The sequence below is a fragment of the Nocardioides renjunii genome, from assembly GCF_034661175.1.
Lineage (GTDB): Bacteria > Actinomycetota > Actinomycetes > Propionibacteriales > Nocardioidaceae > Nocardioides > Nocardioides renjunii.
Map to the genome: position 1 here is coordinate 3,340,246 of NZ_CP141058.1, position 24,701 is coordinate 3,364,946.

Here is a 24,701-nt window from a genome sequence, read left to right on the forward strand (position 1 = left end):
GTCTGTCAGGATCTGCGGCGTGAAGCAGTGGGTGGTGGTCGTCGGCGGCACCAACATGGACGTCGTCGCGCGCACCTCGGCCCCGCTCGTGCCGGCGACCAGCAACCCGGGCCGCACGCGCATCTCCCCCGGCGGCGTGGGCCGCAACATCGCCGCCTGCCTCGGCCTGCTCGGGGCCCCGGTGCGCCTGGTGTCGGCCGTCGGCGACGACGCGTTCGGTGAGGAGGCGCTGCGGGTGACCGCCGCCTGCGGCGCCGACGTGGGCGCCGTACGACGAGTGCCGGGCGCGACCGGCACCTACACCGCGGTCCTCGACGACCGCGGCGAGCTGGTGGCGGCGGTGTCCGACATGGCGACCGTCGACGCGCTCGAGCTCGACACCGTCCACCTCGCCGACGCCGCGCTGGTCGTCCTCGACGGCAACCTCGCGCTGCCGCAGGCCACCCGCGTCGTCGCCGCGGCCGCGGAGGCCGGGGTGCCGCTCGCGTTCGAGCCGGTCTCGGTCGCGAAGGCCGGCCGGCTCGCGGACCTCGTGCACGACCTGTTCCTCGTCACCCCGAACGCCGACGAGCTGGCAGCCCTCACCGGTCGCCCCGCGGACGCGTGGCGCGACTCCGTCGACGACCTGCACCGGCGCGGGGTCGAGCACGTGTGGCTGCGCGACGGGGCGGCCGGCTCGTGGATGTGCACGCGCGGCGGGGAACCGGTGCACCTGCCGGCCGCGCCGGCGTCCGTCGTCGACGTGACCGGCGCGGGCGACGCCATGCTCGCCGCGTGGGTCGCGGCCTGGCTGCGGGGCGACGACCCCGTCGCCGCGGCCCGGGTGGGCCACCTGGCCGCCGCGGCCACCGTCGAGAGCCCGCACACCGTCCGTCCCGACCTGGCCGACGCCATCGGGACCGTCCGTCACCACGCATCCGAGAAGGGGTCCTGAATGCTGACCGTCACCGACGAGGTCCGCGACGCGCTCGCGTCCGGGCAGCCCGTCGTCGCTCTGGAGAGCACGATCATCAGCCACGGCATGCCCTACCCGCAGAACGTGGAGATGGCGCGCACCGTCGAGGGCATCGTCCGCGACGGCGGGGCCGTCCCGGCCACGATCGCCGTGCTGCACGGCCGGCCCACGATCGGCCTGTCCGCCGACGACCTCGAGCTGCTCGCCTCGGACGACTCGGTCCTCAAGGTCTCCCTCCGCGACCTGCCCTACGTCGTCGCCCGCGGGCTGCACGGCGCGACGACCGTCGCCTCGACGATGCGCCTGGCGGCCCTCGCCGGCATCGGCGTCTTCGTGACCGGCGGGCTGGGCGGCGTCCACCGCGGCGCCGCGACGACGTACGACGTCTCCGCCGACCTCACCGAGCTCTCGACCACCTCCGTCGCGGTCGTCTGCGCCGGCGTGAAGAGCATCCTCGACATCGGCCTCACGCTCGAGAAGCTCGAGACGCTGGGCGTCCCGGTGGTCGGCTACGGCACCGACGAGTTCCCGTCGTTCTACTCGCGCTCCTCGGGGTTCGGCGCCCCCATGAGGCTCGACTCCCCCGCCGAGGTCGCCGCCCTCATGGCCGCGAAGTGGGAGCTGGGACTGGCCGGCGGCGTGGTCGTCGCCAACCCCATCCCCGCCGAGGCGGAGATCCCGGCCGACGAGATCGGCGCGATCATCGACCGCGCGCTCGCCGACATGGACGCCCGGGGCATCCGCGGCAAGGACGCCACGCCCTACCTGCTGGGTCGCATCGTCGAGATCACCGATGGCGCCTCGCTGGTCGCCAACATCGCGCTCGTCGAGCACAACGCGCGGCTCGGCGCCGCGATCGCGCGGGAGCACGCCGCCCGCTAGGGCCGGGTGCCGGCGCCGTCGAAGTCGCCACGGCGGGTCGGCACGATGTCCTTGCCCAGCGGTGCGAGCGAGATGGGGATCAGCTTCAGGTCTGCGAGGGCGAGCGGGATGCCGATGATCGTGATCGCCAGCGCGACGGCGGACACGACGTGGGCGATCGCCAGCCACCAGCCGGCGAGGACGAACCAGATCACGTTGCCGAGGAAGGAGCCGACGCCGGCCGACGGCTTCGCGACGATCGTGCGGCCGAAGGGCCACAGGGCGTAGCCCGCGATCCGGAAGGACGCCACCGCCCACGGGATCGTGATGATCGGGATGCACAGCAGCACGCCCGCCAGGACGTAGCCGAGGAACAGCCAGAAGCCGCCGAGGACGAGCCACACGACGTTCAGCACCAGGCGCACCACCTGATCAAACCAGACCGGGGCGCGCAGTGGCCGGCTCGTGCTTGGATCGGGCCATGGCCTCCCGACTGACCGAGATCTCGCTCGACTGCCACGACCCCGAGCTGCTCGCCGGCTTCTGGACGGCGGCGCTGGACTGGGTGGTCCTCGACCGGGAGCCGGGCCTCGTGGAGATCGGCCCCGACCGGGCCAGCGACCAGGCGCTGCTCGACGCCGTGCGGTCCGGACCGGTGCCGCCGACGATGTTCCTGGCCGCGGTGCCGGAGGACAAGGTGGTGAAGAACCGGATGCACCTCGACCTCTCCCCCGTCGACCGCTCCCGCGACGAGGAGGTCGAGCGGCTGCTGGCGCTCGGCGCGACCCATGCCGATGTCGGCCAGACCGGCGACGAGAGCTGGGTCGTGCTGGCCGATCCCGAGGGCAACGAGTTCTGCGTGCTGCGGAGCCTCGCCGACGGGTACTTCTCCCTGTGACCGGGCTGGGCCTAGAGCTGCCGATCGGGACGGAGCGGCTGCTGCTGCGCCCGCACCGGATGGACGACCTCGACGACCTCGCCCGGTTCCACGGCGACCCCGACGTCGTACGCCACGTGCCGTGGCCGGTGCGCGACCGCGCCGCGACCGAGGAGACGCTGCGGGTGAAGCTGACGCAGACCGAGCTCGAGGCTCCCGGCCAGTGGCTGGTGCTCGCGGTCGAGCACCGCGCGCGTGGTCGGGTCATCGGCGAGGTGCTGCTGAAGTGGGCCTCGGACCGCCAGGGCGAGGTCGGCTTCGCGTTCGGCCGCGACCACCAGGGACAGGGCTACGCCGCCGAGGCGGCCACCGCGATGCTGCGCCTCGGGTTCGGCGAGCTCGGGTTCCACCGCATCTGCGCCGTGGTCATCGAGGGCAACGACGCCTCGGCGCGGCTGCTCGGTCGCCTCGGGTTCCGCCAGGAGGGCCGGATGGTCGACGGGGTGCACTTCAAGGGCGAGTGGGCCACCCAGCTCGTGTTCGCGATGCTCGAGGACGAGTGGCGGTCACGGGCGGGCCGCTGACCTGCGGCAGACTCGCGCCCGTGGCGTTCCGAGGATGGGCGAGGACGTGGGCGGGCGGCTCCGTGTCGACCGCGGTGGCGCGCCTCAACGCGCGGCACCCGTGGAGCCACAACGACTGGTTCCACGGCTGGATCCTCGCGAACCTCCCCGAGCAGCGCCGAGCCGCCCTGGACGTCGGTTGTGGCCAGGGCGGGCTGGTGGCCGCCCTGGCACCGCACTTCGGTCGCGTCGTGGGCAACGACGCCGACCCGGCCATGGCGCGCGAGGCCGCCGCGCGCTGTCGCGGCGCGGCCAACGTCTCCGTCGAGGACGGTGCGTGGACCGACGTGGGGGGTCCCTTCGACCTGGTCACGATGGTCGCCGTCCTGCACCACCTCGACGTCCCGACGGCCCTCGCCGAGGTGCGCGAGCTCCTCGCGCCGGGGGGACGGTTCCTGGCGGTCGGGCTGGCGCAGTCGCAGAGCGTGACCGACCACGTCTGGGACGCCGCGTCGATCCTGACGAACCCGGCGATCGGCTTCGTGCTCCACCCGTGGCCCGCGCGCGAGGGTGTCCGGCCCCCCGCCCTACCCGGTGCGGGAGCCGACGATGACGTACGACGAGCTCCACGGTCACGTCACGGCCGCGATGCCGGGCGCGACGATGCGGCACCGCCTGGCCTTCCGGCACACGATCGAGTGGACCAGGCCGTCCTGAGGCCTGACCTCCACCGGCGACCGGTGCGGGGCGGGCAACGGCCCCGCCAACCACGGGGGGGAGCCGGCGGGGCCTGAGCCGCCTGCCCCACTGCGGCCGTGGTCGTCAGTACCCACCCCGCGGCCTGTCGATCCGCCGGTCGGTGGACCCGCCGCGCTGGGCCAGGACGCCATGCCGGCCGATGGGGATCATCAGGGGGCGGCCCGACACCGGGTCGTCGATGATCGTGCTCGACAGGCCGAAGACGTCCTCCACGAGGTCCGGCACGAGCACGTCGCGCGGGTGGCCGGCGGCGTACAGCCGTCCGTCCTGCAGGGCGACGAGGTGGTCGGCGTAGCGGGCCGCGAGGTTGAGGTCGTGCAGGACCATGACGATGGTCGTGCCCTTGGCCCGGTTGAGGTCGGTGAGCAGGTCGAGCACCTCCACCTGGTGGCTGACGTCGAGGAAGGTCGTGGGCTCGTCGAGGAGCAGGACCTCCGACTCCTGGGCCAGGGCCATCGCGATCCAGACCCGCTGGCGCTGGCCGCCGGAGAGCTCGTCGACGGCCCGGTCGACGAGCTCGGCGGTGTCGGTCGCCTCGAGCGCCGCCGCGACCGCGCGGTCGTCGGCCGCCGACCACCGGGCGAACGCCCGCTGGTGGGGGTGGCGTCCGCGACCGACCAGGTCGCCGACGGTGATGCCCTCCGGCGCGATGGGCGACTGCGGCAGCAGGCCGAGGCGTCGGGCGAGCTGCTTGGCGGGCATGGCGTGCACCGACTCCGCGTCGAGGACGACCCGGCCCGCGCGCGGCGGCAGCAGGCGGGTCATCGACCGCAGCAGGGTGGACTTGCCGCACGCGTTGGGACCCACGATGGCGGTCACCTCCCCCGGCGCGATGACGAGGTCGAGGCCGTGGATGACCTCGCGGTCGCCGTAGCCGAGCGTGAGCCCGGAGATCTCCAGGCGGGGCGGGACAGCTGTCGACGGGCTCACACGGTGCCTCCGACTCGGTTGACGCGGACGATGAGGTAGATCAGGTAGGGCGCCCCGAGGATGCCGGTGACGACACCGACGGGCATGCGGGTGCCGAAGGCGTGCTGCCCGACGAAGTCCGCGACGAGGGTGAGCAGCGCGCCGACCAGCGCCGCCGGCACGAGCAACGAGCCGCGCGGCCCGACGATCCTCGCCGCGATGGGCCCGCAGAGGAACGCGAGGAACGCGATCGGCCCGGACGCCGCCGTCGCGAAGCAGACCAGGCCCACGGCCGAGACGATGGCCAGCAGTCGGAGCCGCTCGACGCGGACGCCCAGGGCGGACGCGGTGTCGTCGCCGAGCTGCGAGGCGTCCAGGCTCCTGGCCTGCAGGAGGATCGCCGTCCCGAGCACCAGCAGCGCGGCCAGGACGAGCAGGTTGTCGCGCCACAGGGCGCCGTTGAGGCTGCCGGTCAACCACCGCATCGCCTCGGCGAGCTCGAAGTTGCGGGCGCGCTCGAGCTGCCAGGAGATGACGCTCTGCATCATCAGGGCGACGCCGATGCCGATGAGGACGAAGCGGGTGCCGGCGGCGACCCCGCGGCGGTAGGCCAGCAGGTAGATGGTCAGGGCGACCCCGATCCCGGCGGCGACCGCCAGCCACGAGACCAGCAGCCCGCTGAGCGAGAAGCTCACGATCGCCACCGCGGCCGCGGCGCTCGCGCCCTCGGTGACGCCGATGATGTCGGGGCTTGCGAGCGGGTTGCGCAGCAGCGTCTGGAAGGTGGCGCCGGCGAGGCCGAAGGCCGGCCCGACGAGCACGGCCAGCGACGCGCGCGGCAGGCGCAGGCGGCCGACGACGAACTGGGCACCCGGCGGTTCCTGCCCGAGGACCACCGCGAGGACGTCGGAGGGCGGGTAGACGGTGGGGCCGAGCATCAGGCTGCCGGCGTACGCCGCCGCGACGAGCGCTGCCAGCACGCCGATCGCCGTGGCACGCCGACGCCGTCGCGCCCGTCGACCCGCGCGGACGCGGTCGAGCACGGCGGGCGCCGGGTCGGCCAGCCCGGGGGGTCGCTGGTCGGTGCTCTGCGGCGCGCTCACAGCTCGCGCACCCGGCCCCGCCGGACGGCGGCGATGAAGACAGGACCGCCGACGATGGCGGTGATGATGCCGACGTCGACCTCCGACGGCGGTGCGACCACCCGGCCCAGGACGTCGGCCACCACGAGCAGGACGGCGCCGCCGACGGCGCTGAAGGGCATGAGCCACCGGTGGTCGACGCCGATCAGGATCCGGAAGAAGTGCGGGACGACGAGCCCGACGAACGCGACCGGACCCGTCACGGCCGTGGTCGCCCCGGCGAGCGTCACCGCGCCCAGCGCGGCCAGCAGCCGCGTGCGCGCCACCTGCTCACCCAGCCCGGCGGCGAGCTCGTCGCCGAGGCCCAGCATGTCGAGGCCGCGCGAGCACCAGGCGCACAGCAGGCCGCCGGCGAGGAGGAACGGCGCCATCTGCCACAGCTTGTCGTCGGTGGCACCGCCCACGCCGCCGATCTGCCACGAGACGACGTTCTCGGAGATGTCCGGGCGCGGCAGGACCACGGCGGTGATGAACGACGTGAGCGTCGCGGTGGTCGCGGCGCCGGCGAGGGTCAGCTTGAGGGGTGTCGTCCCGCCCCGCCCGAGCGAGCCGATGGTCCACACGAAGAGGGAGGTCACGGCGGCCCCGAGGATGGCGACCCAGATGTAGCCGGTGGCCGTCGACAGCCCGAACCAGGCGATGCCGACCGCCACCGCGAGGGACGCTCCGGCGTTGACCCCGAGGATGCCGGGGTCCGCGAGCGGGTTGCGGGTGATGCCCTGCAGGACCAGCCCGCACACGGCGAGCGCGGCGCCCGCCACGACGGCGAGGGCCGTACGGGGGACGCGCTTGGCGACTGCCGCCTGGGCGAAGCCGTCGGTGTCGCCCGTCAGGCCGGCCCAGATGTCGGCCCAGTCGACGTCGCGGGACCCGAGGACGACCGAGGCAGCGCACGCCACGACCAGCACCGCGACGGAGGCGAGCAGCCACGCACCGCGCGCCCGCCGGGTCCGCTGCAGGGGTGCAGCGGGCCCGACGGGCGTACGGGTGGCCGGGGCGGTGGTGCTCACTCGTTGGTGTAGGCGGCTGCCTCGGCGAGCAGGCCGACGTACTCCTCGACGAGGTAGGGCACCGACAGCGGCGTCGGGTTGGCGCCCGTGCCGATCGGCTTGGTGCCGTCGAGGTTGACGATGGCCTTGTTCTTCACCGCAGGGAGCTGGGACAGGACCGGGTCGCCCTCGAGCGCGTCGATGAGCTCGTCGCCGCCGTAGGTGATGATCACGTCGGCGTCGGCCAGCTCGTCCGCGCGCTCGGCGCTGATCGAGCCGGCGTAGTCACCGCTGTCGCCGGTGGCCTCGACGACGCTCGGCGCGATCTCCATGCCGAGGTCGGTGAGGTACTTCGAGCGCGTGTCGGCGGCGCTGTAGAAGTTGACCTCGCTGAGGTCGGCCGGGTCGACGTGAGTGAGGAACATGCCGGTGGCACCCTCGAGCTCGGGGTGCGCGGCGACGGCGTCCTCGATCGACTGCTCGACGTCGGCGACGAGCTGCTCGCCCTCCTCCTCCATGCCGAGGCCGCGGGCGTTCTGCATGAGCGAGTCGCGCCACTCGGTCGCCCACGGGTCGTCCGGGAAGGCGACGACGGGAGCGATCTCGCTCAGCGTGTCGTAGTCGTCCTCCGTCATCCCGGAGTAGCCGGCGAGGATGACGTCGGGCTCGGTGCCGGCGATGGCCTCGAAGTCGTAGCCGTCAGTCTCGTCGAAGAGCACCGGGGTCTCGGCGCCGAGCTCCTCGAGCTTCTCCTCGGTCCACGGCTGGACGCCGTCGCCGTCGTCGTCGCCCCACGTCATCTCGGACATGCCGACGGGCACGACGCCGAGGGCCAAGGGCACCTCCTGGTTGGCGAAGTCGATCGTGGCGACGCGCTCCGGCTTCTCCTCGATCACGGTCTCGCCGTAGGCGTGCGTGATGGTGACGGGCTCCCACTCGGCGGCGCTGGAGCCGCCGTCGTCGGAGGCCGTGTCGTCGGAGGCCGCCTCGTCGCCGCACGCGGCGAGGCTGAGGGAGAGCAGGACCGCTGCGGCCGGTGCCGCCAGCTTCTTCATCGGAGTCACGGAGATCCTCACATCGAGACAATAGGTAAGGCTTACCTTACTTCTGCTCCTCCGCTGCTGGCCACCGGCCCCGCACCCGGCCGGTCGCGGGCAGGCGGAGCGGCGCCGCAGTAGGCTGCGAGCCGGTTCCGCCGCGAACCAGCCCTCGGCCGCCCGCCGTGCCGAGGACGAGGCCCTGCGCCCCGAGGGGGGAGAGTGACCGATCACGACGAGTGGTTGGACGAGCGCCGCACCGAGCTGCTGCTGCTCCTGCTGCGCACGCGTACGTCGTCCGCGTCCAGCCTGTCGGAGACCTTCGCCGACGACGACGTCCCGGAGAGCCTGGCGGCGCTGCGCGAGGCCGGCTTCCTGCGCGGCGATGGCCCCGACCTGACGCCCGTCCCACCGGGCGAGGCGCTGTCGCGCATCGCGGGCTCGGCCCTGGCCCGCGAGCGCGAGGCGCTCGACGCCCTCGACCACCTGGTCCGGCTGCTGCCGACCCTGTCCGACGCCTGGGACGACGGGCGGGCCCAGCGCGCCAGCCACCTCCAGGGGGAGGTCCTGCACGGGAGCGCGGAGTCGCTCGCGGACCGGTGGTACGCCGTGAGCGAGGAGCGACCGCCCGCCGACCCGGGGTGCTCCTACGGCGACATCCCCTTCGTGCGGGCGCAGTACCGACACCAGCTCGACGTCGTGCAGGCGACCTTCGAGGCACGCGGGCACGGGATGAAGATGCTCCTGCCGGTCGACCAGATGACCGACCCCGACAACCGGGAGGCCGTCGACGCGTTCGCCGTGGCCGGCATCGAGATGCGGGTGGCCGCGAACGTGCCGTCCTACATCTACAGCGACCCCGGCGTGATGGCGGGCCTGCCCCTCACCTGGGGTGCCCGCCTGCCCGCCGACGGCATCGTCCTGCTCTACGACCCGGTCCTCATGGAGCCGGTGGACCAGATCTTCGACCGGTGGTGGCGGGCAGCGACGCCCTGGCCGCTGGTCGGGTCGGGCTGGGAGCCGGTCATGCAGCTGCTCGGACTGGGCCTCGCCGACGAGCAGATCGCCGCGATCCTCGAGCTCGGTGTCCGCACGGTGAGGCGGCGCATCTCGATGGCGATGGAGGACGCCGGGGTCTACTCCCGCTTCGAGCTCGGCATGCACTGGGCCCAGCAGGGCCACGCCGCCGAGGGCGTCCCCGACCCGGCCGCCGGGGAGCCGCTCAGCCCCTCATGAGGGCGTCGACGGCCGTCCTGGCCTCCGCCATGCCGACGCCGGTCAGGTCGCGGTAGCGCACGATCGCCAGCATCGCCGACCCCTCGCTCACGAGTCGCTCGAGCTCGGCGTCCCCCTCGGGCCCGGAGGCGGCCGGTGTGCCGCCGTCGAGCGCGTCGAGACGGCGCTCGAGGGCCAGGGTGCGGCGGCGCAGCTCGTAGAGCTCGGCGTCGCTCATCCCCAGTACACCGCCTTGCGCGTCACGACCCACGCGCCGTCGACCCGCACGTAGTAGACGGACACGAAGCCGTACTTCGACCCCGTGCGGTACTCGCGGCTCTGGGTCGCCGGCTGGTTGGCCAGCGGGTCGCCCGGGTTGGAGGTCATCTTCTTGCCGGACGTGCCGAAGACCCGGTGGACCCGGGTGAGGTCGGTCCCGTCGTGGACCTTGCGGTACTCGGCCTTGGTGACCACGGGGGTGTTCCTGGTGTCGCTCGACGCCGGGGCGTCGTCCTGCCGGGCCTGCGCCGCGGCGGGGATGCCGAGGACCATCGAGCTGACGGCCGAGGCGATGATGACGGTTGTCGTACGCATCCTGGTTCCTGTCCTGGTGGGCCGGCTGGAGTCCCGCGGAGCGCGGGTGCCGGTGCCGAGAACGCTAGGCAGCGCGGGTGCCCGAGGGCGAGGGAAATGGCTGTCCGGGAGCTGCCGTGGCAGCAACTCCGGTGCGCCCGGGCGCGAGGGCGCCGGTCAGCGGACGAACAGGGGACGGCGCCAGGCCCACAGCTCGGCGGCGACCACGAGGCCGGGCCAGTCGTGGAGCGACGGCAGGTGCGGGCCGGAGGGCAGCACGAGGCTGACGCGCTCGCGGCCGCGTCCCGCCGCGGCCCGGAGGGTCGCCAGCAGGAGCATGCGCGCGATCCCGCGCCCCCGGTGGTCGGTGTCGACCGACAGCTGGCGGATCCAGCAGATGCTGCCCGCGTCCTCGGCGACGCAGGCGCCGACGACCCGTTCGTCGACCGTGGCCACCTGCACCGACTCCGCGGACAGCTCCCACGGGTCGTGGCCCGTCACCACCAGCCGGCCGCCGAGGTCCGGTGCTCGGCGCACCGCGAGGTCGCCGTGGCGCTCGAGGAGGCGGTCGGCCACCGCGCGCTGGTCCGTGCGTGGCGGGCGCACGACGAGGTCGGGGGCGGCGGGAGGCGCGTCCTCGGGCGCGCCCGCGACCAGGATCCAGGTCGTGTCACCGCGGACGTACTGGCGCTCGGCGAGGGCGGCGGCCGCCGCCACGTCGGAGGCAGCGGTCATCTGGCGCAGGGTCGAGAAGCCACGGCGGCGGGCGACGGCCTCCCCCCACTCGGCGAGGTCGCTGCCGAGCCCCTCCCCCCGGCGCAGGGGCGACACGTGGACGACCAGGTCGGCCGACGACCCGAGCTCGCCGAACGCGACCGGCACCGCGCCGTCGAAGTAGCCGAGGCTGCTGCCGGGCAGGTCGAAGCCGGGTCGTTGCCACCGGGACACGAGGTCGAGAGGGGTGGTGACGGGGTGCCCGAACGCGTACCGCTCCGACGCCGCGACGAGGGCCGCGACGGAGGACTGGTCAGCCAGCCTCAGCCCGCGACAGTCGAGGCCGGCGAGAGGGGGTGAGGGAACGGGCACGTGCGGATCCTCGTCAGTCGCACTCTGGTGGCCGCGGGCTGCGCGGACACCTGGACGGACGAGTATGGCACCGGTGGGCGCCGGTCACCGGGGTCCGCCGCGGGGCCAGTCGGTGAGCAGGCGGATGTCGGAGTCGATGAGGCGGGCCTGCCGGGTGCGCCACTCGGCGAGGCGCACGGCGGCCTCGACGGAACCGGCGGTGCGACGACGGCGGGGACGATCGGTGGTGTGCATGTCGGGTTCTCTCCGGGACGGGACGGTGGACGGCCTGTGGCGGCCGCGAGGCGGGCCGGGAGCGGTCTGTCGACGCGGCGGCTCGCCCTCCTGAACTCAACACGCGGCGCGGACGACGGGTCAACGAACCGCGTCGGCCTGAACCTGTCATGGCAACGACTGCGCCGGCCGGTCCACCGGCCGGGCCGGGAGCTGGCCCATGTCGAGGTCCAGCGCCACGTGGTTGTGCGGTCGCGAGCGCTGCGCCCAGTGCATCCCGAGCTCGAAGCGCGAGGAGACGCCGAAGTGGGTCATCGCCTCCGCGATCCGGCGACGCACGGTGCGCACGCCCATGCCGAGGATGGCGGCGACCTGCTCGTCGGTGCGGCCCCGGGCGAGCAGGCGCATCACCGGCAGCCACCCCGCCGGCTCCATCGGCCACGGCGTCGCCGAGGTCCACCAGCGGTCGAAGATCGAGCCCACGGCGTCGATGAGGGCCGGGTCGTAGACCAGCACGAACCCGTGCGGCCCCGGCGCCCCCCAGCGGAGCGGGATCCCGGCCATCACGCCGGAGTCGACGTAGAGCCACGTGGGCACCGTCGTCGCGAGGCGTACGTCGACGCCCGACGCGACGAGCGTGTCGCAGGCCTCGCGGTTGGCCGTGTCACCGAGCTGGTCGGCCGGGAGGATGACCCGCATCCGGGCGCCCGCCTCCTGCGAGGCGGCGCCGGCGGCGGCGAGGTGGGGCAGCAGCTGCTCGTGCACGGGGCCGAAGTGGCCGTAGGCCACGCCCGGGTCGAGCGGCGGTCGCTGCTGGGTCACGCTCGCCCAGCGCTGCGTGGCGCGCTCGTCGCCCTCGATCACCTCGCCGCGCACGTCGTAGTCGTGGGGGGTCTGGCCCATGTCCCAGGCCCGCGACATCGAGGGCAGCTGCCGCACCAGCCGGGTGAGCGCCGCGAGCGACTCCCGCTGGCGCCCCAGAGCCGCGGTCGCGACCCCGGCCACCGCCGCGTCGGGAGGGACCGCGGTCACCACGTCGCCGTCGATCTCGACGAAGCCGGCGTCGCGGAGGCGGTGCAGGCTGGTCAGCACGTCGCCGCCGAGGTCGGGCCGGGTGAGCTCGGCCAGTGACGACGAGCGCGACCGCAGCACCTCCACCAGGAGGGAGCGGTGCCGCTCGTCGAGCCACACGGCGTCGTGGTGTCCGGTCACGTCCACTCCCCTCGTCCGCCCGCCGTCGGCAGGTGTCGGCCGTGGCAGCCATTGCCGATCGCGCCCCCACCCCGGCGCGGTGAGGATGAGGAGGCGGGCTCCCGCCCGCCACCATCCGAGGAAGGACCGGCACCGTGCCAGGACGCAGACGAGGGACAGCACCGCAGGGCGGAGCCGCGTGCACGACGGCGCTCGTGGAGCACGACGACGGCGAGGCGTGCCCCGCCGGCAGCCCCGCCGGCAGGGCGTCGCTCGTCGACCTGGGCCCCGTCGAGCAGCTGCGCGCCGGACGCCTCGGCGCCCGGCTCCTCCGGCTGTACGCGGGGCTGGCGGTCTACGGCGCCTCGCTCACCGTGATGGTCCGTGCCGACCTCGGCCTCGCGCCCTGGGACGTCCTCCAGTCGGGCATCACCCGCTACGTGCCCCTGACGCTCGGGCAGGCCGTCGTGGCGGTCAGCTTCGTCGTGCTGCTGCTGTGGGTCCCGCTGAGGGAGAAGCCCGGCCTCGGCACGCTGTCCAACGCCGTCGTCGTCGGGGTCGTCTGCGACCTCACCATGCCGCTGATCGACCGGCCGGACCACCTGGCCGCACGCCTCCTGATGATGCTGCTCGGCGTCGCGATGTGCGGGCTCGCCACCGCCCTCTACATCGGGGCGCAGCTCGGGCGCGGTCCCCGGGACGGGCTGATGACCGGCCTGGCCCGCCGCACGGGGCTGTCCCTGCGACTGGTGCGCACCGGGCTCGAGGTCGCGGTGGTGGCCGTCGGGCTGCTGCTGGGCGGGGTGATCGGTCCCGGCACGGTGGTCTTCGCGGTGACGATCGGGCCGGTCACCCAGGCGCTGCTGCCCCGCTTCACCGTCTCGCTGCGCGCACCGCAGCGACCGCGGCGCACCGGCGAGCGGTAGCGCAGCGGGGCGGAGGCGGGCGTCAGAAGAGATCGGGCACCGTCCAGCCGTCGAGGTCGTACTCGGAGAGGAACTCGTCGGCGAAGCCCTTCATCGCGTCGACGTCGCCGCGCGCCTGCGCGGCGTGCAGCAGCTCCGCCTTCACGCTCTCGTGGTTGCCCGAGTAGTTGCGCTCGTAGAGCTCGTGCCGGCTGCCGAACTCGGAGCCGATCGAGTCCCACAGCGCCTTCATCACCTTGACCCGCTCGACGGCCGTGATCCCGTCGGAGCCGCGGACGTACTTGTCGAGGTAGGGCCGCACCTCCGGCGAGTGGAAGTCGGCGGCACCGGACGGCAGGTAGATGAGCCCCGACGCGACGTCCTGCTCGATGATCTCCTTGACGCGCGGGTAGCCCTGCATCATGAACATCCGGTAGGTGAGGCCGTACTCCAGCTTCGGGATGACGGCATCGCCCACCCACTGCTCGGGGTCGCGGGCCATCGACTCCGACAGCGACCAGAACAGGTTGCGCCAGCCGATCACCTCACCGACGCGCGTCTGCACGCCACGGAAGCCCCCGGACCCGGTGCAGTCGAGCGCCTTCAGGAGCAGGCCGGCGAGGAAGTCGAGCTTCACGGCCAGGCGGGTGCAGCCCTGGAAGGTGAACCGGGGCAGGAAGCCCGACTGGGGGAAGAAGGCGTTGACGCGGTCGACGTCGCCGTACATGAAGACGTTCTCCCACGGCACGAGCACCTTGTCGAAGACGAAGATCGTGTCGTTCTCGTCCATGCGGCTCGACAGCGGGTAGTCGTACGGCGACCCGTTCCGGGCGGCCTGCTGGGCGTAGGACGTGCGGCAGATGAGCTTCACGCCCGGGGCGTTCATCGGCACGGTGCACACCAGCGCGAACTGCTTCTTGCGGATCGGCAGCCCGTAGTGGCCGATGAAGTTGTAGTGGGTGATCGCGCTCCCCGTCGCGACGACCTTGGCGCCGGAGACGACCAGGCCGGCGTCGGTCTCCTTCTCCACCTTCATGTAGACGTCACCGACCTCGTCGGGCGGCAGCTGGCGGTCCACCGGCGGGTTGATGATCGCGTGGTTCCAGTAGAGGACCTTCTCCTGCGACTCGCGGTACCAGCGCTCGGCGTTCTCCTGGAACGGCGCGTAGAGCTCCTTGTTGGCGTGCAGCGTGCCCAGGAAGCTGGCCTTGTAGTCGGGCGAGCGGCCCATCCACCCCCACGTCATCCGCGCCCAGCGGGCGATCGCGTCGCGCTCCCTGAGCAGGTCCGCGGACGACGTCGGCGTGCGGAAGAACGGCATCGTCACCCCACCACTGCCGGTGTCGGTGGGGACGGTCAGCTCGTCGACGTGGGGCCCCGTGTGCAGGGCGTCGTAGAGGCGCGCGGTCATCCGCACCGGGTTGCGGAAGGCGGGATGGGTGGTCACGTCGGCGACCCGCTCGCCGCCGAGGTGGATCTCGCGGTCGTCCCGCAGCGACTCGACGTACTCGTCACCGGTCATCGGACGCGACGCGAAGCTCTGCCGGCGGTTGGCCGGCGAGCCGGCCGCCGGGTTGACGCTCGGCGCGCCCTCGTGGGTCGCGCTCGCGGTCAGGGTGTCCATGGCGGGACGCTAGGGACGCCGCGACCGCCCTGTCGATCCGCATCGCGCACCGCCTGTCCGCATTGCGCGACGGAGACGCTCGCGCGCTGACGCGCGCGGCCGTAGCATGTCTCGCGTCACAGGCCCGAGTCCCGTGCACTGGCCCGGACGACGAGGAGGTGCGCGTGCCACGGCCCGAGGTCGACTACGACGCCCTGTCCGGCGCGGTCAGCGACGCCTACTTCCCGCACCGCCTGACGGTGCAGCGCGAACGCCCGGGCCCCGACGCCACCCTGCGCGCCGTCACCCTGGGGTCGGTCCGGCTGGCACGCATCGGCTGGGGCTCGGACGTGGCCGTCGAGTCCGACCACCCCGGTGCGTGGGCGGTCAACGTCCCGCGCAGCGGTGTCCTCGAGGCGCGGCTGGGCGAGCGCCACGTGCTCTCGGTCGACGGCCAGGCCACCGTGTGCCCACCCGACGTCCGCACGAGCATGACCCACTGGTCGGCCGACTGCTCGATCCTCGGCATGCGGGTCGAGCGCGACTACCTCGACAAGGAGGTCGCCACCCTCGTCGGCTCCTCGACCAGGGCGATGCCGCAGCAGCTCGACCTGCGGGGCGGCGCCGGGCTGATGTGGCTCACGCTGGTGTCCTCGATCGGCGCCGAGGCGCTGCGCAGGCCCGAGCTGGTCGGCGACGACCCGGTCGCCCGGCGGCTGGGCGCCACGCTCACCGCCGCGCTGGTCATGGCGTGCTACCCCGAGGACGTGGACCGCCACTCGCTGCAGCCGCGCATCGTCACGCGCGTCGTCGACGCCCTCGAGGCCGACCCGTCCCGCCAGTGGACCGCGTCCGACCTCGCCGGCATCGCCGGGGTCGGGATCAGGCGCCTCCAGCAGGGCTTCCGCGAGCACCGCGGCGCCGCGCCCCTGACGGTGCTGCACGAGATCCGGCTCGACCGGGTCCACGCCGACCTCGTCGCCGGCGGCACCACCGTGGCCGCCGCGGCCCACCGCTGGGGCTTCACCCACCTGGGCCGGTTCGCGGCGGCCTACCGCGACCGCTTCGGGGTGTCGCCCTCGCAGACGCTGCGGTCCTGATCGCCGACGCCCCGACGTCCGGAGGACGTCGGGGCGCGGCGCGGTGCGGCGGGTGCAGCGTGGTGCGGCGTGGTGCGGCGGTGCTGCGGTCAGGCCGTGCGGAAGCGCAGGGTCAGCGCCTGCGGGCCGGGTGTTCCGGGTTTCGCGTCGAAGGCGTTGCCGGCGACGTCCCGGACCCCGGTGGTGACCGTGAGGGTGTAGGTCGTGCGGCGCTCCAGCGCCCTGGCCGGGTCGAGCACGACGGTCCGGGTCCTTGCGTCGTAGCGGACCTCGGCGCGCACCTTGTTCGCGCTCCCCCTGCCCTTGAGGAAGACGGTTCGTCGCGTGACCGAGCCGGCCTTCAGCGACTCGCTGGCCCGCACCTTGACGGTCGTGGAGACCGGGACCTTCCGGGCGCCGGCCCTCGGGGTCGTCCGGGTCGCGGTCGGACCCGAGGTGTCGGTCGGCGCCGCGGACGAGGTGAGGGCGATGGTGTCGCTGACCACCGCCGACTCGTTGCCGTCCTTGTCGCGGAACTGGGCGTAGACGGTCTTGACGCCGTCGCCGGCGCTCAGCGTCCAGGCCGCCGAGGTGACGTAGGGCTGGTAGGCGGAGAACGTGGTCCCGTCGTTGCTCAGGCGCACCTGGTCCAGCCCGCTCGAGGGAGCCGGGTCGCTCGCCGACAGGTCGAGCCGCACGGACGGCGTCGCCGTGGTCGCTGCGCCTCCGTCGATCACCACGTCGCCGCTGGGTCGCTGCGACTCGGACCAGGCGAGGTCGAGGGACCAGCCGTCGATCGAGACCGTGTCACCGCTCGCTGCGTCGTAGGCGTAGAGCTTCCAGACGCCGTTGGGGTTCGTCCCGTCGAACGCGGCGAGGGGCGTCTGGCCGGTCGCGACCGGGGCGGGGTCGGGGAACGGGACCGTGCCGCCGAAGTAGCTGGCCGGCTGGTAGGTGCCGCTCGCGAGTGCTGTCTCGTCGGGCAGCGCGCCCGGCGCCTCGTCGTCGAGGACCAGGTCGACGCCGTCGACGACGTGCTGGCCCCCGGTCTCGGCGAGCAGGGTGGCCTGCTGGCCGCCGGGGCCGACGAGGAGCAGGGCCAGGTCGTCGGGGTAGGTCGAGGTGAGTCCGTCCAGCCGGACGTCCACGTCGGAGAGCGAGGGCAGGCCGCCGACCTCGACGGTGCTCGGGTACGCCGTGGAGTCCTGGTCGATGGACAGGCTCCAGCCGGCGATGGAGCCGGTGTCGCCACCGGTGTCGTCGAGGACGTAGAGGCGCCAGGTCCCCGCGGCGTCCGTGCCGTTGAAGACGGCCAGCGAGGTGGTGTGGTCGCTGGTGGGAGCCGGCGCCGGGAAGGGGTCGGTGTCCGTGGACCAGTCGGTGGGCCTCGCCTCGGACTGCGTGATCGCCGACTGGTCCGGCAGCCCGGCGCCGGCCGAGTCGCTGAAGGTCAGGTTCGCGTCCACGAGGTCGTTGCTGCTTGCCGCGTCGCTCATCAGCGTCACCTGCTGCCCGCCCGGCCCCACGAGCATGACGTCGAGGTCGTCGGGGTGGGTGTGGGAGATCCCGCGCAGGGTCACGTCGACGTCGGTGATCGCGCCGCGGTGCGCGACCGAGAGGGTGGACGGGTACTGCGACGCCGGCCCCTGGTTGGGGAGGACGAGCGGCCCGCCGGTGGTCTCGACGTTGTTGTTCCTCCCGCCGACGTAGAGCTTCGTCGACTGGCCGAAGGTCGTGGTGGTGTCGGCCGCGGCAGGTGCGTGGAGGACGCCGACGAGGCCGACGGCCAGGGAGATCGCGAGGGACGGGGCGCTGAGGCGCAGCCGTCGGGGTGTTGTGGTCATGACCCGAGAACCTAGGAACGGCTGCACGGCGCCGACAAGGAGATCGGCGTGCAGGGTGATGCCGTGGCAGTCATTGTCGAGGTCGGACCCGCCGTGCGGGTCCCCCGGCGCCACGCGGCAACGCACCGAGGAGCGGATCACCGCGCACGCACGCACGGCGGTCACGGCTCGAAGGGATGGCCGGCGACCACGTCGCCGGACAGCGTGGTCCTGAGGAAGCCGCTCTCCTCGAACTCGTTGGCGACGTGGATGCTGACGTCCGGCGCCTCGTCGGTCCACCGGTGCACGAGCACGTGGGTGAGCTCACCGCCCGGCACGTCGAGGGTCCGCTCGGCAAGGGCGATGTTGGCGAAGAGGCGTCGTACGTCGAGCTCGCCGAGGTCGAGCACCTCGTAGAGGCCGACGACCGCCGACGCGTCGGAGTCCTGGTGCCACGCGCCCTCCCACGACCAGTCCTCCGAGCGGGCGCGGGACCCCCGCACCGGCACCTGGGTGTAGGCCCGCTCGGGGTAGAGCCCGACCTCGTAGGTGTCCAAGGTGCCGAACTCAGCCTCGTAGGAGCGCACGAGCTCCCGCACGTGCGCGGCCGTCATCTCGAACGTCGCGGTCTCGCCCGACGCCTCGTCCGCCGTCCCGGGCCGGGCGGGGCCGGCGGCGCCGGACGGCGTGGCCGGGTCCGGACCGGGGTCCCACGCGACGAGGAGCAGGATGAGTGCGGCGAGGCCGCCCGTGAATGCGGTGATGACGGCGAGCACCAGCAGCACGGCGGCACAGGCGCCCGGCTGCCGCGGTCGACGCTCGGCACGGACGGGCCCCGTGGCGACGGTCCCGGTGGCGACGGTCCCGGTGGCGACGGTCCCGGCGCGGCGACCGGACGGACGCTGCAGGTCGTGCGTCAGCGTCTCCAGCTCGCCGAGCGTCTCGGCCGCGAGCGCGCGGCTCACCCGCAGCTCGCGGTCCTCCGTGCCCAGCTGGCCGTCGACGTACGCCGCCTCGATGAGCTCGACGAAGCGGTCCCGGTCTGCGTCCTTGGCCCTGAGCCCGCTCATCCGACGGGCCTGGCGTGGGTGCGACAACACATGGAGGGTCCTTCCCTTGTTCAGTGACAGCAGAAGGGGAGCGGCTCCCAGAGGCAGCAGGTGGTCTGCGTGCCCCTGGGAGCGCGCTCCCCTGGTCCCCACCTCCCCGTGGTGAGGAAGGTCCGGCGCACCCCTTTGCGCAGGACCCGTGTTCGTGCGCCCGGACCACTCCCCTGTGGTGGTCCCGGTGCAACAGCCCCCTACGGCGGCCGGGCTGGTCAGCCCAGGGCGGCGTCGAGGGTGATCGTGGTGCCGGCCAGCGCCTGGCTGACCGGGCATCCGGCCTTGGCGGCCTCGGCGGCGGCGACGAACTCGTCACCGGTGATGTTCTCGACCACACCCCGCACGCTGAGCCGGATGCCGGTGATGCCCGTGCCGGGGGTGAGCTCGACGACGGCGCTCGTCCGGAGCGAGGTCGGCGGGGTGCCGGCCTCGGTCAGGCCGTGCGAGAGGGCCATCGAGAAACAGGAGGAGTGCGCGGCAGCGATGAGCTCCTCGGGACTGGTCCGGCCGTCGGCCTCCTCGGCCCGCGAGGGCCAGGACACCTCGAAGGTGCCGGTGCCCGAGGAGTCGAGGGACACCTTGCCGGCGCCCTCGAGGAGGGTGCCGTGCCAGTGCGTCGTTGCGGTGCGCGTGGTTGCCATGCGATGGAGCTCCTTGTTCGTTGATGGGCCGTGGGCCCGGGTGATCGAGCACGTCCGGCTCTGACAAGGAGTCTGTGATGGCGCACGCCGCGCCGCCAGCCGCAATCCCTGCCATGGCACCAACCGGGCGCGCTGGGCGAGCTGGCTCGACGCGGCTTTGCCGGGGAGACCCACGACACACGCGGGGAGGCGCATCCCGCCGAGGGGCCCGGGTACCCGACAGCGCACACGAACCCGTGTGAGCGGCTCACCCCGTGCCCATTGACAGCCGCAAGGAGACACCATGTCCACCCATACCGATAACTCGCACACGAACACCCACCTCACCGACCGTCGTCGTGTCAGCACCGAGACCAAGTCGTCGTACAAGACCACCGAGCTCATCGCCTTCGTCGTCGTGGCGATCGGCGTCCTCGTCGCGTCGGCCGTCACCGACACCAGCGACTTCGGCACCCAGGAGGCGTGGTTCTACGTGACGCTGCTGACCATCGGCTACATGGTCAGCCGCGGGCTCGCCAAGTCGGGCAGCCGCGACTTCTACGACGACGACACCCGCGGCGACAGCCAGCAGTGAGCCCTCGGGCGCGCCGCACCGTCGGCTGAGACACCAGATCGCCCCGACCCCCTCGAGGGGGTCGGGGCGATTGCCGTGTCGGCCGGGCTCTCCGCGAACGGAGGACGACGCGGTCAGGCTGCGTCGGACGTCCCGTCGAGGCCGGCCCGGAGCTGCGCCAGGATCCGCGCGAGGATGCGCGAGACCTGCGCCTGGGTGACCCCGATGGACTCGGCGATCTCCCCTTGCGTGCGCTCCTCGTAGAACCGCAGGCGGACGATGTCGCGGTCGCGGTCGGACAGCCGGTGGACGAGAGGATCGATCAGCATCTTCGCCTCGACCGAGCGCATGGCCGGGTCTTCCCCGCCTTGCAGGTCGCCCAGGGTGGACGTCCCGGCGCCGACGACGTTGTCCAGCGAGGTGGGCGAGAAGTAGCCGTCGGCCGTGAGCGCCTCGACGACGGCGTCGAGCTCCTCGCCGAGGTGCTCCGCGACCTCGCTGGGTCGCGGTGACCGGTCGAGCGTCTGCTCGAGCTCGCTGTGCGCCCTCGCGATACGCGGCTGCAGGTCCTGTATCCGTCGCGGCGGCCTGATGACCCACCCCGAGTCACGGAAGTGACGACGGACCTCGCCGCGGACGGTCGGGACGGCGAAGGACATGAAGTCGTGACCGGCGTTGGCGTCGAAACGCTGCGCGGCCTTGGTCAGCCCCAGCAGGGCCACTTGCTCGAGGTCGTCCTGGTCGATCCCGCGGTTCTTGTAGCGGGACGCGATGGTGACGGCCATGGCGACGTTGCACTCGATGAGCTGCTGGGTCAGGCCGTGCTCGTCGCCGGAGTGCGGCTGGGCGACTCGCAGGTGGGACACGATCGAGTCCGTGCGCCGCTGGCGCTCGACCCTCCCCGTGGGGGAGGTGGCGGGATCTGCGCGGTGACCGCGCGTGATTGTTGCGGAAACCATGGTGATGTTTCCTTCCGTACAGAAGGACGCTCACCGTTGTCTCCAGCAGGCGTAACCCTCGACAGTGCCACAGGTCTAGACCTGTGGCAAGCCACCGACTCCCCGACCCCCGGCGTACGAGGGCCGACCCAGCCCCGACAACGAGCAGCACAGCGCGACGCGTCCCCGGGCCCGCGACTGCCGGGCGGCCCCGGTGCCGGCTCCTTGAGCACCGGGGCCTCAGCCGTCGAAGCAGCCCGGGCTACGTCGTGGCTTGCGTCTCGATACCCAGCGGGTGGGGGTCCGATGCGGCGTGTGCCCGCGTACGTCGCGATGGAGAGCCGACCGGCGGGGCGGGCGAGGTGCACACGGGAGCCGCGGGAACGGACGCATCCTACGCACGGGGTGTTGGGAAACCTGAGCAGTCATGTCTAGAGTTTGGGCAAGCCCACTCGGCAACCCAGCACCGCAGGAGCGAGTATGAACGACGCCCGATCATCGAGGCGCGAGGTCCACTCTGTCAGCGACACCTTGGCCGATGCCGAGCACGAGATCGAGCACCTCCACCGCGGCATGCACAGCCGTACCTTGATCGGTCAGGCCCAGGGGATCCTCATGGAGCGCCTCGGCGTGGACGCCGAGCAGGCCATCGACTACCTGCGGCGGGTGTCGTCCCACTCCAACCGCAAGCTGCTGGACATCGCGAAGGACATCGCCGAGACGCGCAAGCTCCCCACCCTGGACTGAGGCGACCGACGCCACCGACGACCGCTGCGGGGCGCCGGCCCGACGTCCCGCTCGCCCGCGGTGCCAGACTGTCCGCACCATGCCGCCCGTCACCTGCCGTCGAGCCCGAGCGGGATGGCGCACGCCGGGAGCTCGCACGACGCGCGAGGTGGGACCCGGTGGGCGCTGAGTCCTCGACCGGCTCGCCGGCCACGTGGCGGTCGATCCTCGTGCAGCTGGTCGTCTTCGCCTGTGTCGGCGGGGCGTTCAACGTGCTCTACGGACTGCTCTACCTCGTCCTTCGCGAGCAGCTCAGCGCGCAGCCGGCGAACGCTCTCGCGCTCGTCCTGTCCACGATCGCCGGGACGTTCGGGCACCGCTACATCACGTTCGGCGTTCGCGGCACCGAACGGACCGTGCAGCACCAGGTGCTCGGGCTCGCACTGCTCGGCTTCAGCCTGGGCGTGACCGCCGGCTCCCTGTGGGTGCTGGAGACCACCGTCGCCCGGCCGTCGCGGGCCCAGGAGCTGGCGGTGCTGATCGCAGCCAACCTGGGCACGGGCCTCGTGCGGTTCTTCGTGTTCCGGGTGGCGATGGTGACCCGGCGGCGTCCGACGGACGCGGTCAGCGCCGCTGCGGCACCGTGACGCTGGACCGCGCGACCACCGGCTGCACGACGTCGGTGCCCGCGTAGCGCACGACGAGGGGCTTCGTTCCCGCTCGGACGTCGCGCACGACGACCCGCGCCCGGCCACCGACGACCTGGGCCTCGACCGTGCGCTTGCCCACGCTGACGCTGATGGCCCCGTCAGGCTTCGGCGCACCGGGCGCCTTGACGCGGATGTCGAGGGCGACGCGCTTCTTGGTGGCGTCGGAGCGCACCTCGACCTCGGGCACCGTCGTGACGGGCGCGACGGCGACGGACTCCGTGGTGGCGCGGAAGTGCCGGCGGGACAGGGTGATCCGGACCGACAGCGCGCGGCCGAGGTCGGCGCGGCGCACGGTGTAGGTGGGCTTCGTGGTCCCGGCGATCGGTTGGCCGTCCCGGAACCAGCGGTACGTCGCCGTGGCGTCCGTGGGCTTCAGGCTCCCGACCTGGGCGACGAGCTTGCGCCCCACCTCGGGCGCGCCCTTCACCCGGGACGGGCTCGTGATCACGACGGGCTTGGCGAGGACGGGCGTGGTCTCGGCCGCTCGGGAGCTCGACTTCCGGTAGCCGCTCGCGCTCGCCTGGATGCGTGCGCTGATCCGCCGGTCGATGTGGTCCCGGGTGAGGACGATGGATGGACCGGTGGCTCCGTCGACGGCGACCCCGTCGGCGTACCACTGGGTCGTGACCTTGGCGGGTTGCGGCGCCCACGACGAGGGAGTGAGCGTCAGGGTCTGACCGACCTCGGCGACCCCCTGGATCGTCGCCTCTGCGGTGCGCTGGAACACCCCGGGGGCGACGGGAGCGGTCGCGAGGCTGGCCTGGCCGGCGGTATAGCCGTCGAGCTGGGCCGTCACCTCGGCGGTCAGGGCCTTGCCCTTCACGTCGGGCGTCGGGACGTAGCCGGAGGCCGTGGCGCCGGGGATGGCGGCACCGTCGGCGAGCCAGCGGACGTTGATGCTGGTGGGCGTGGGTGACCACGAGCCGGGCACCACCTCGAGCGGCGCACCGACCGCAGGTGTCCCGACGATCGCCGGAGCGGTCGTCGGCGCGACGACGCGGTCGTTGAAGTGGATGAACCCCGAGGGCCAGCCCCCACCGGTCCTGGTCACGCGCCGCCAGTGGAAGTCGCCGCCCCAGTAGTCCTCCGAGACGATGATCTCGGAGTCGGAGATGACCTGCTCGACGTACGCGACGTGGCCGTTGCCGCCCGCCGGAGCCACGTTCGACTTGTACCAGGCGACGGACCCGACCGTCGGCGTCTGGTCGGTGATGCTGGCCATCGCCGTGCCCCAGTTCGAGGCGTTGCCGCTGCCCTCCCAGGGCCGGACGTCCGGCATGCCGGACTGGATCAGCCGGTAGGCCACGTAGTTGGTGCAGTTGTGCCCGACGTACATGCGCCAGTAGGCCTTCGACCCGGCCTGCCGGTAGCCGGCGTGGCCCAAGCCGGCGGCCTCGCAGCCGGCGTACCCGGAGCACAGGTAGGTCGACGTGGTGAGGCTGATCCGGTCAGCGGTGGTGGGCGTGACGAGCAGGAGGAGCGCCAGGACACCGGTGACCAGCTTGGTCGCACGACCGGCACGTCGAACGGCCCGCTGGATCGCCGGCAGGGCGGCACGGAGGGGCTGTGACGGCTGTGACTCGTGAGGCTGTTGGGGCACGATGAGTGATCGTATGGGCGATCAGTCAAGCCCGCCACGCCGATGAGTGAAGATCAATCGTGTAATTCATCGGCGCCGTCGCCGGCTCACGGAAGGGACCGCGGGCCGGCCACGAGCCGACGCACTCAGTGGGTCAGCGGCGAGGCCTTGCGGAGCGCCCGCTTCGAGCTCTTCACACCCGACTTGGCAGCCGAGGCGATCCCCTGGGTGAGCAGCGTCAGTCCGGCACCGACCAGCCACACGTCCTTGGCGACCGCGGTGCCCTCCTGGCTCGGGCGGATGCCGTCGTCGAGCGTCATGGAGGGCGTCTTGAGGTACATGCCGACCAGGCTGGCGCCGAACCCGGTCAGCGCGGCCCCCGCGACGGTGGCCGGGACCATGGGTGCCAGGAGGGCGGCGCCCACGCCGATCTCGCTGACGGCGAGCAGGCGCGCGAACTTGGTCGCCTCCATGTCCTTGAACAGGGCGGGGTAGGTGGAGGCGGCGGCGCCGTGGAGGAACTGCGCCGTGCCCTCGTCGGCACTCAGCTTGCTGATGCCCGAGTTGAGGATGAACGCGCCGGTGGCGAGGCGGAGCGGGACCTGGGTGAGGGACATGATCTCTCCTTGGTGGGGTCGCGGGCGGTGTGGTCCCCCAGTGTCGCCCAGCCG

28 protein-coding genes are annotated in these 24,701 nt (G+C 73.0%); 11 read left to right on the forward strand and 17 right to left on the reverse strand.

The features are described 5' to 3' along the window. The first annotated feature begins 19 nt into the window (after window positions 1–19). Together SHK17_RS15960 and SHK17_RS15965 are read left to right on the forward strand one after the other, a co-directional pair. Window positions 20–934, forward strand: coding sequence for a carbohydrate kinase family protein (locus tag SHK17_RS15960; RefSeq protein WP_322422931.1), 915 nt, complete (start codon window positions 20–22; stop codon window positions 932–934). Beyond that, window positions 935–1,837: a pseudouridine-5'-phosphate glycosidase gene (locus SHK17_RS15965; protein WP_322422932.1), complete on the forward strand. Its 903-nt coding sequence runs from the start codon at window positions 935–937 to the stop codon at window positions 1,835–1,837. On the opposite strand, the gene SHK17_RS15970 is transcribed toward SHK17_RS15965, so the two are convergent. Further along, complete coding sequence (locus tag SHK17_RS15970; protein ID WP_172265749.1) at window positions 1,834–2,241, reverse strand: YccF domain-containing protein; 408 nt, start codon at window positions 2,239–2,241, stop codon at window positions 1,834–1,836. The genes SHK17_RS15965 and SHK17_RS15970 overlap by 4 nt on opposite strands. A 56-nt stretch (window positions 2,242–2,297) precedes the next feature. Here SHK17_RS15970 and SHK17_RS15975 point away from each other — a divergent pair, with 56 nt between their 5' ends. From SHK17_RS15975 to SHK17_RS15985, 3 genes are read left to right on the forward strand one after another with little or no spacing between them, the layout of a single operon-like run. Further along, complete coding sequence (locus SHK17_RS15975; RefSeq protein WP_172265752.1) at window positions 2,298–2,714, forward strand: VOC family protein; 417 nt, start codon at window positions 2,298–2,300, stop codon at window positions 2,712–2,714. After that, complete coding sequence (locus tag SHK17_RS15980) at window positions 2,711–3,277, forward strand: GNAT family N-acetyltransferase (RefSeq protein WP_322919927.1); 567 nt, start codon at window positions 2,711–2,713, stop codon at window positions 3,275–3,277. The genes SHK17_RS15975 and SHK17_RS15980 overlap by 4 nt, the downstream gene beginning before the upstream one ends. A gap of 20 nt (window positions 3,278–3,297) precedes the next feature. Continuing rightward, complete coding sequence (locus tag SHK17_RS15985; protein ID WP_322919928.1) at window positions 3,298–4,050, forward strand: class I SAM-dependent methyltransferase; 753 nt, start codon at window positions 3,298–3,300, stop codon at window positions 4,048–4,050. 28 nt (window positions 4,051–4,078) lie between these two features. On the opposite strand, the gene SHK17_RS15990 is transcribed toward SHK17_RS15985, so the two are convergent. From SHK17_RS15990 to SHK17_RS16005, 4 genes are read right to left on the reverse strand one after another with little or no spacing between them, the layout of a single operon-like run. Continuing rightward, window positions 4,079–4,945, reverse strand: coding sequence for an ABC transporter ATP-binding protein (locus tag SHK17_RS15990; protein WP_322919930.1), 867 nt, complete (start codon window positions 4,943–4,945; stop codon window positions 4,079–4,081). Further along, the gene (locus SHK17_RS15995; RefSeq protein WP_322919932.1) at window positions 4,942–6,027 is read right to left on the reverse strand and encodes a FecCD family ABC transporter permease; all 1,086 of its coding nucleotides are present in this window, start codon (window positions 6,025–6,027) and stop codon (window positions 4,942–4,944) included. Before SHK17_RS15995 ends, SHK17_RS15990 begins: the two co-directional genes overlap by 4 nt. After that, window positions 6,024–7,076 carry a FecCD family ABC transporter permease gene (locus SHK17_RS16000; RefSeq protein WP_322919934.1) on the reverse strand — a complete coding sequence of 351 codons (1,053 nt, stop codon included), beginning with the start codon at window positions 7,074–7,076 and terminating at the stop codon, window positions 6,024–6,026. Before SHK17_RS16000 ends, SHK17_RS15995 begins: the two co-directional genes overlap by 4 nt. Further along, a complete protein-coding gene (locus SHK17_RS16005; RefSeq protein ID WP_322922043.1) occupies window positions 7,073–8,110 on the reverse strand; it encodes an iron-siderophore ABC transporter substrate-binding protein in 1,038 nt (345 codons plus the stop codon). Before SHK17_RS16005 ends, SHK17_RS16000 begins: the two co-directional genes overlap by 4 nt. Window positions 8,111–8,314: 204 nt before the next feature. Between SHK17_RS16005 and SHK17_RS16010 the strand changes: the two genes are divergently transcribed. After that, window positions 8,315–9,328: a hypothetical protein gene (locus SHK17_RS16010; protein WP_172265758.1), complete on the forward strand. Its 1,014-nt coding sequence runs from the start codon at window positions 8,315–8,317 to the stop codon at window positions 9,326–9,328. Here SHK17_RS16010 and SHK17_RS16015 read toward each other — a convergent pair. The 5 genes from SHK17_RS16015 to SHK17_RS16035 all read right to left on the reverse strand — a co-directional run bounded on the left by SHK17_RS16015 (window position 9,315) and on the right by SHK17_RS16035 (window position 12,391). Further along, window positions 9,315–9,545 (reverse strand): hypothetical protein, encoded by a 231-nt coding sequence (locus SHK17_RS16015; RefSeq protein ID WP_322919936.1) that lies wholly within the window; start codon window positions 9,543–9,545, stop codon window positions 9,315–9,317. The genes SHK17_RS16010 and SHK17_RS16015 overlap by 14 nt on opposite strands. Then, window positions 9,542–9,901 carry a hypothetical protein gene (locus tag SHK17_RS16020; protein WP_172265764.1) on the reverse strand — a complete coding sequence of 120 codons (360 nt, stop codon included), beginning with the start codon at window positions 9,899–9,901 and terminating at the stop codon, window positions 9,542–9,544. Before SHK17_RS16020 ends, SHK17_RS16015 begins: the two co-directional genes overlap by 4 nt. 156 nt (window positions 9,902–10,057) lie before the next feature. Continuing rightward, complete coding sequence (locus SHK17_RS16025) at window positions 10,058–10,966, reverse strand: GNAT family N-acetyltransferase (RefSeq protein ID WP_322919938.1); 909 nt, start codon at window positions 10,964–10,966, stop codon at window positions 10,058–10,060. 84 nt (window positions 10,967–11,050) lie between these two features. Next, the gene (locus tag SHK17_RS16030) at window positions 11,051–11,200 is read right to left on the reverse strand and encodes a hypothetical protein (RefSeq protein WP_322919940.1); all 150 of its coding nucleotides are present in this window, start codon (window positions 11,198–11,200) and stop codon (window positions 11,051–11,053) included. Between the two features lie 147 nt (window positions 11,201–11,347). After that, entirely contained in the window at window positions 11,348–12,391 is a 1,044-nt protein-coding gene (locus SHK17_RS16035) for a LuxR C-terminal-related transcriptional regulator (protein ID WP_322919942.1), read from the reverse strand. Window positions 12,392–12,585: 194 nt separating this feature from the next. On the opposite strand from SHK17_RS16035, the gene yczE reads away from it, so the two are divergent. Further along, on the forward strand, window positions 12,586–13,296 hold the full coding sequence (gene yczE, locus SHK17_RS16040; RefSeq protein WP_322919944.1) for a membrane protein YczE: 711 nt from the start codon (window positions 12,586–12,588) through the stop codon (window positions 13,294–13,296). Window positions 13,297–13,318: 22 nt separating this feature from the next. Here the strand turns inward: yczE and SHK17_RS16045 are convergent, their stop codons facing one another. Beyond that, entirely contained in the window at window positions 13,319–14,899 is a 1,581-nt protein-coding gene (locus SHK17_RS16045) for a 4-hydroxyphenylacetate 3-hydroxylase family protein (protein ID WP_172265775.1), read from the reverse strand. A gap of 164 nt (window positions 14,900–15,063) precedes the next feature. On the opposite strand from SHK17_RS16045, the gene SHK17_RS16050 reads away from it, so the two are divergent. After that, window positions 15,064–15,978, forward strand: coding sequence for an AraC family transcriptional regulator (locus SHK17_RS16050; RefSeq protein WP_322919946.1), 915 nt, complete (start codon window positions 15,064–15,066; stop codon window positions 15,976–15,978). An 89-nt stretch (window positions 15,979–16,067) separates the two neighbouring features. Here the strand turns inward: SHK17_RS16050 and SHK17_RS16055 are convergent, their stop codons facing one another. The 3 genes from SHK17_RS16055 to SHK17_RS16065 all read right to left on the reverse strand — a co-directional run bounded on the left by SHK17_RS16055 (window position 16,068) and on the right by SHK17_RS16065 (window position 19,524). After that, window positions 16,068–17,801, reverse strand: coding sequence for a proprotein convertase P-domain-containing protein (locus tag SHK17_RS16055; protein WP_322919948.1), 1,734 nt, complete (start codon window positions 17,799–17,801; stop codon window positions 16,068–16,070). Window positions 17,802–17,962: 161 nt separating this feature from the next. Continuing rightward, window positions 17,963–18,850: a DUF1707 SHOCT-like domain-containing protein gene (locus SHK17_RS16060; protein ID WP_322919950.1), complete on the reverse strand. Its 888-nt coding sequence runs from the start codon at window positions 18,848–18,850 to the stop codon at window positions 17,963–17,965. Window positions 18,851–19,098: 248 nt separating this feature from the next. Beyond that, window positions 19,099–19,524: an OsmC family peroxiredoxin gene (locus SHK17_RS16065; protein ID WP_172265787.1), complete on the reverse strand. Its 426-nt coding sequence runs from the start codon at window positions 19,522–19,524 to the stop codon at window positions 19,099–19,101. A 283-nt stretch (window positions 19,525–19,807) separates the two neighbouring features. On the opposite strand from SHK17_RS16065, the gene SHK17_RS16070 reads away from it, so the two are divergent. After that, window positions 19,808–20,098: a hypothetical protein gene (locus SHK17_RS16070; protein WP_172265790.1), complete on the forward strand. Its 291-nt coding sequence runs from the start codon at window positions 19,808–19,810 to the stop codon at window positions 20,096–20,098. A 113-nt stretch (window positions 20,099–20,211) separates the two neighbouring features. On the opposite strand, the gene SHK17_RS16075 is transcribed toward SHK17_RS16070, so the two are convergent. Then, entirely contained in the window at window positions 20,212–20,943 is a 732-nt protein-coding gene (locus tag SHK17_RS16075; RefSeq protein WP_172265794.1) for a sigma-70 family RNA polymerase sigma factor, read from the reverse strand. Window positions 20,944–21,495: 552 nt separating this feature from the next. On the opposite strand from SHK17_RS16075, the gene SHK17_RS16080 reads away from it, so the two are divergent. Beyond that, the gene (locus SHK17_RS16080) at window positions 21,496–21,762 is read left to right on the forward strand and encodes an ANTAR domain-containing protein (RefSeq protein ID WP_322919951.1); all 267 of its coding nucleotides are present in this window, start codon (window positions 21,496–21,498) and stop codon (window positions 21,760–21,762) included. A gap of 158 nt (window positions 21,763–21,920) precedes the next feature. Further along, a complete protein-coding gene (locus tag SHK17_RS16085) occupies window positions 21,921–22,388 on the forward strand; it encodes a GtrA family protein (RefSeq protein ID WP_322919952.1) in 468 nt (155 codons plus the stop codon). Here SHK17_RS16085 and SHK17_RS16090 read toward each other — a convergent pair. Further along, window positions 22,366–24,051 (reverse strand): CHAP domain-containing protein, encoded by a 1,686-nt coding sequence (locus SHK17_RS16090; protein WP_322919953.1) that lies wholly within the window; start codon window positions 24,049–24,051, stop codon window positions 22,366–22,368. The two genes, SHK17_RS16085 and SHK17_RS16090, sit on opposite strands and share 23 nt — an antisense overlap. A gap of 125 nt (window positions 24,052–24,176) precedes the next feature. After that, entirely contained in the window at window positions 24,177–24,647 is a 471-nt protein-coding gene (locus SHK17_RS16095; RefSeq protein ID WP_172265807.1) for a hypothetical protein, read from the reverse strand. Between the last annotated feature and the right edge of the window lie 54 nt (window positions 24,648–24,701).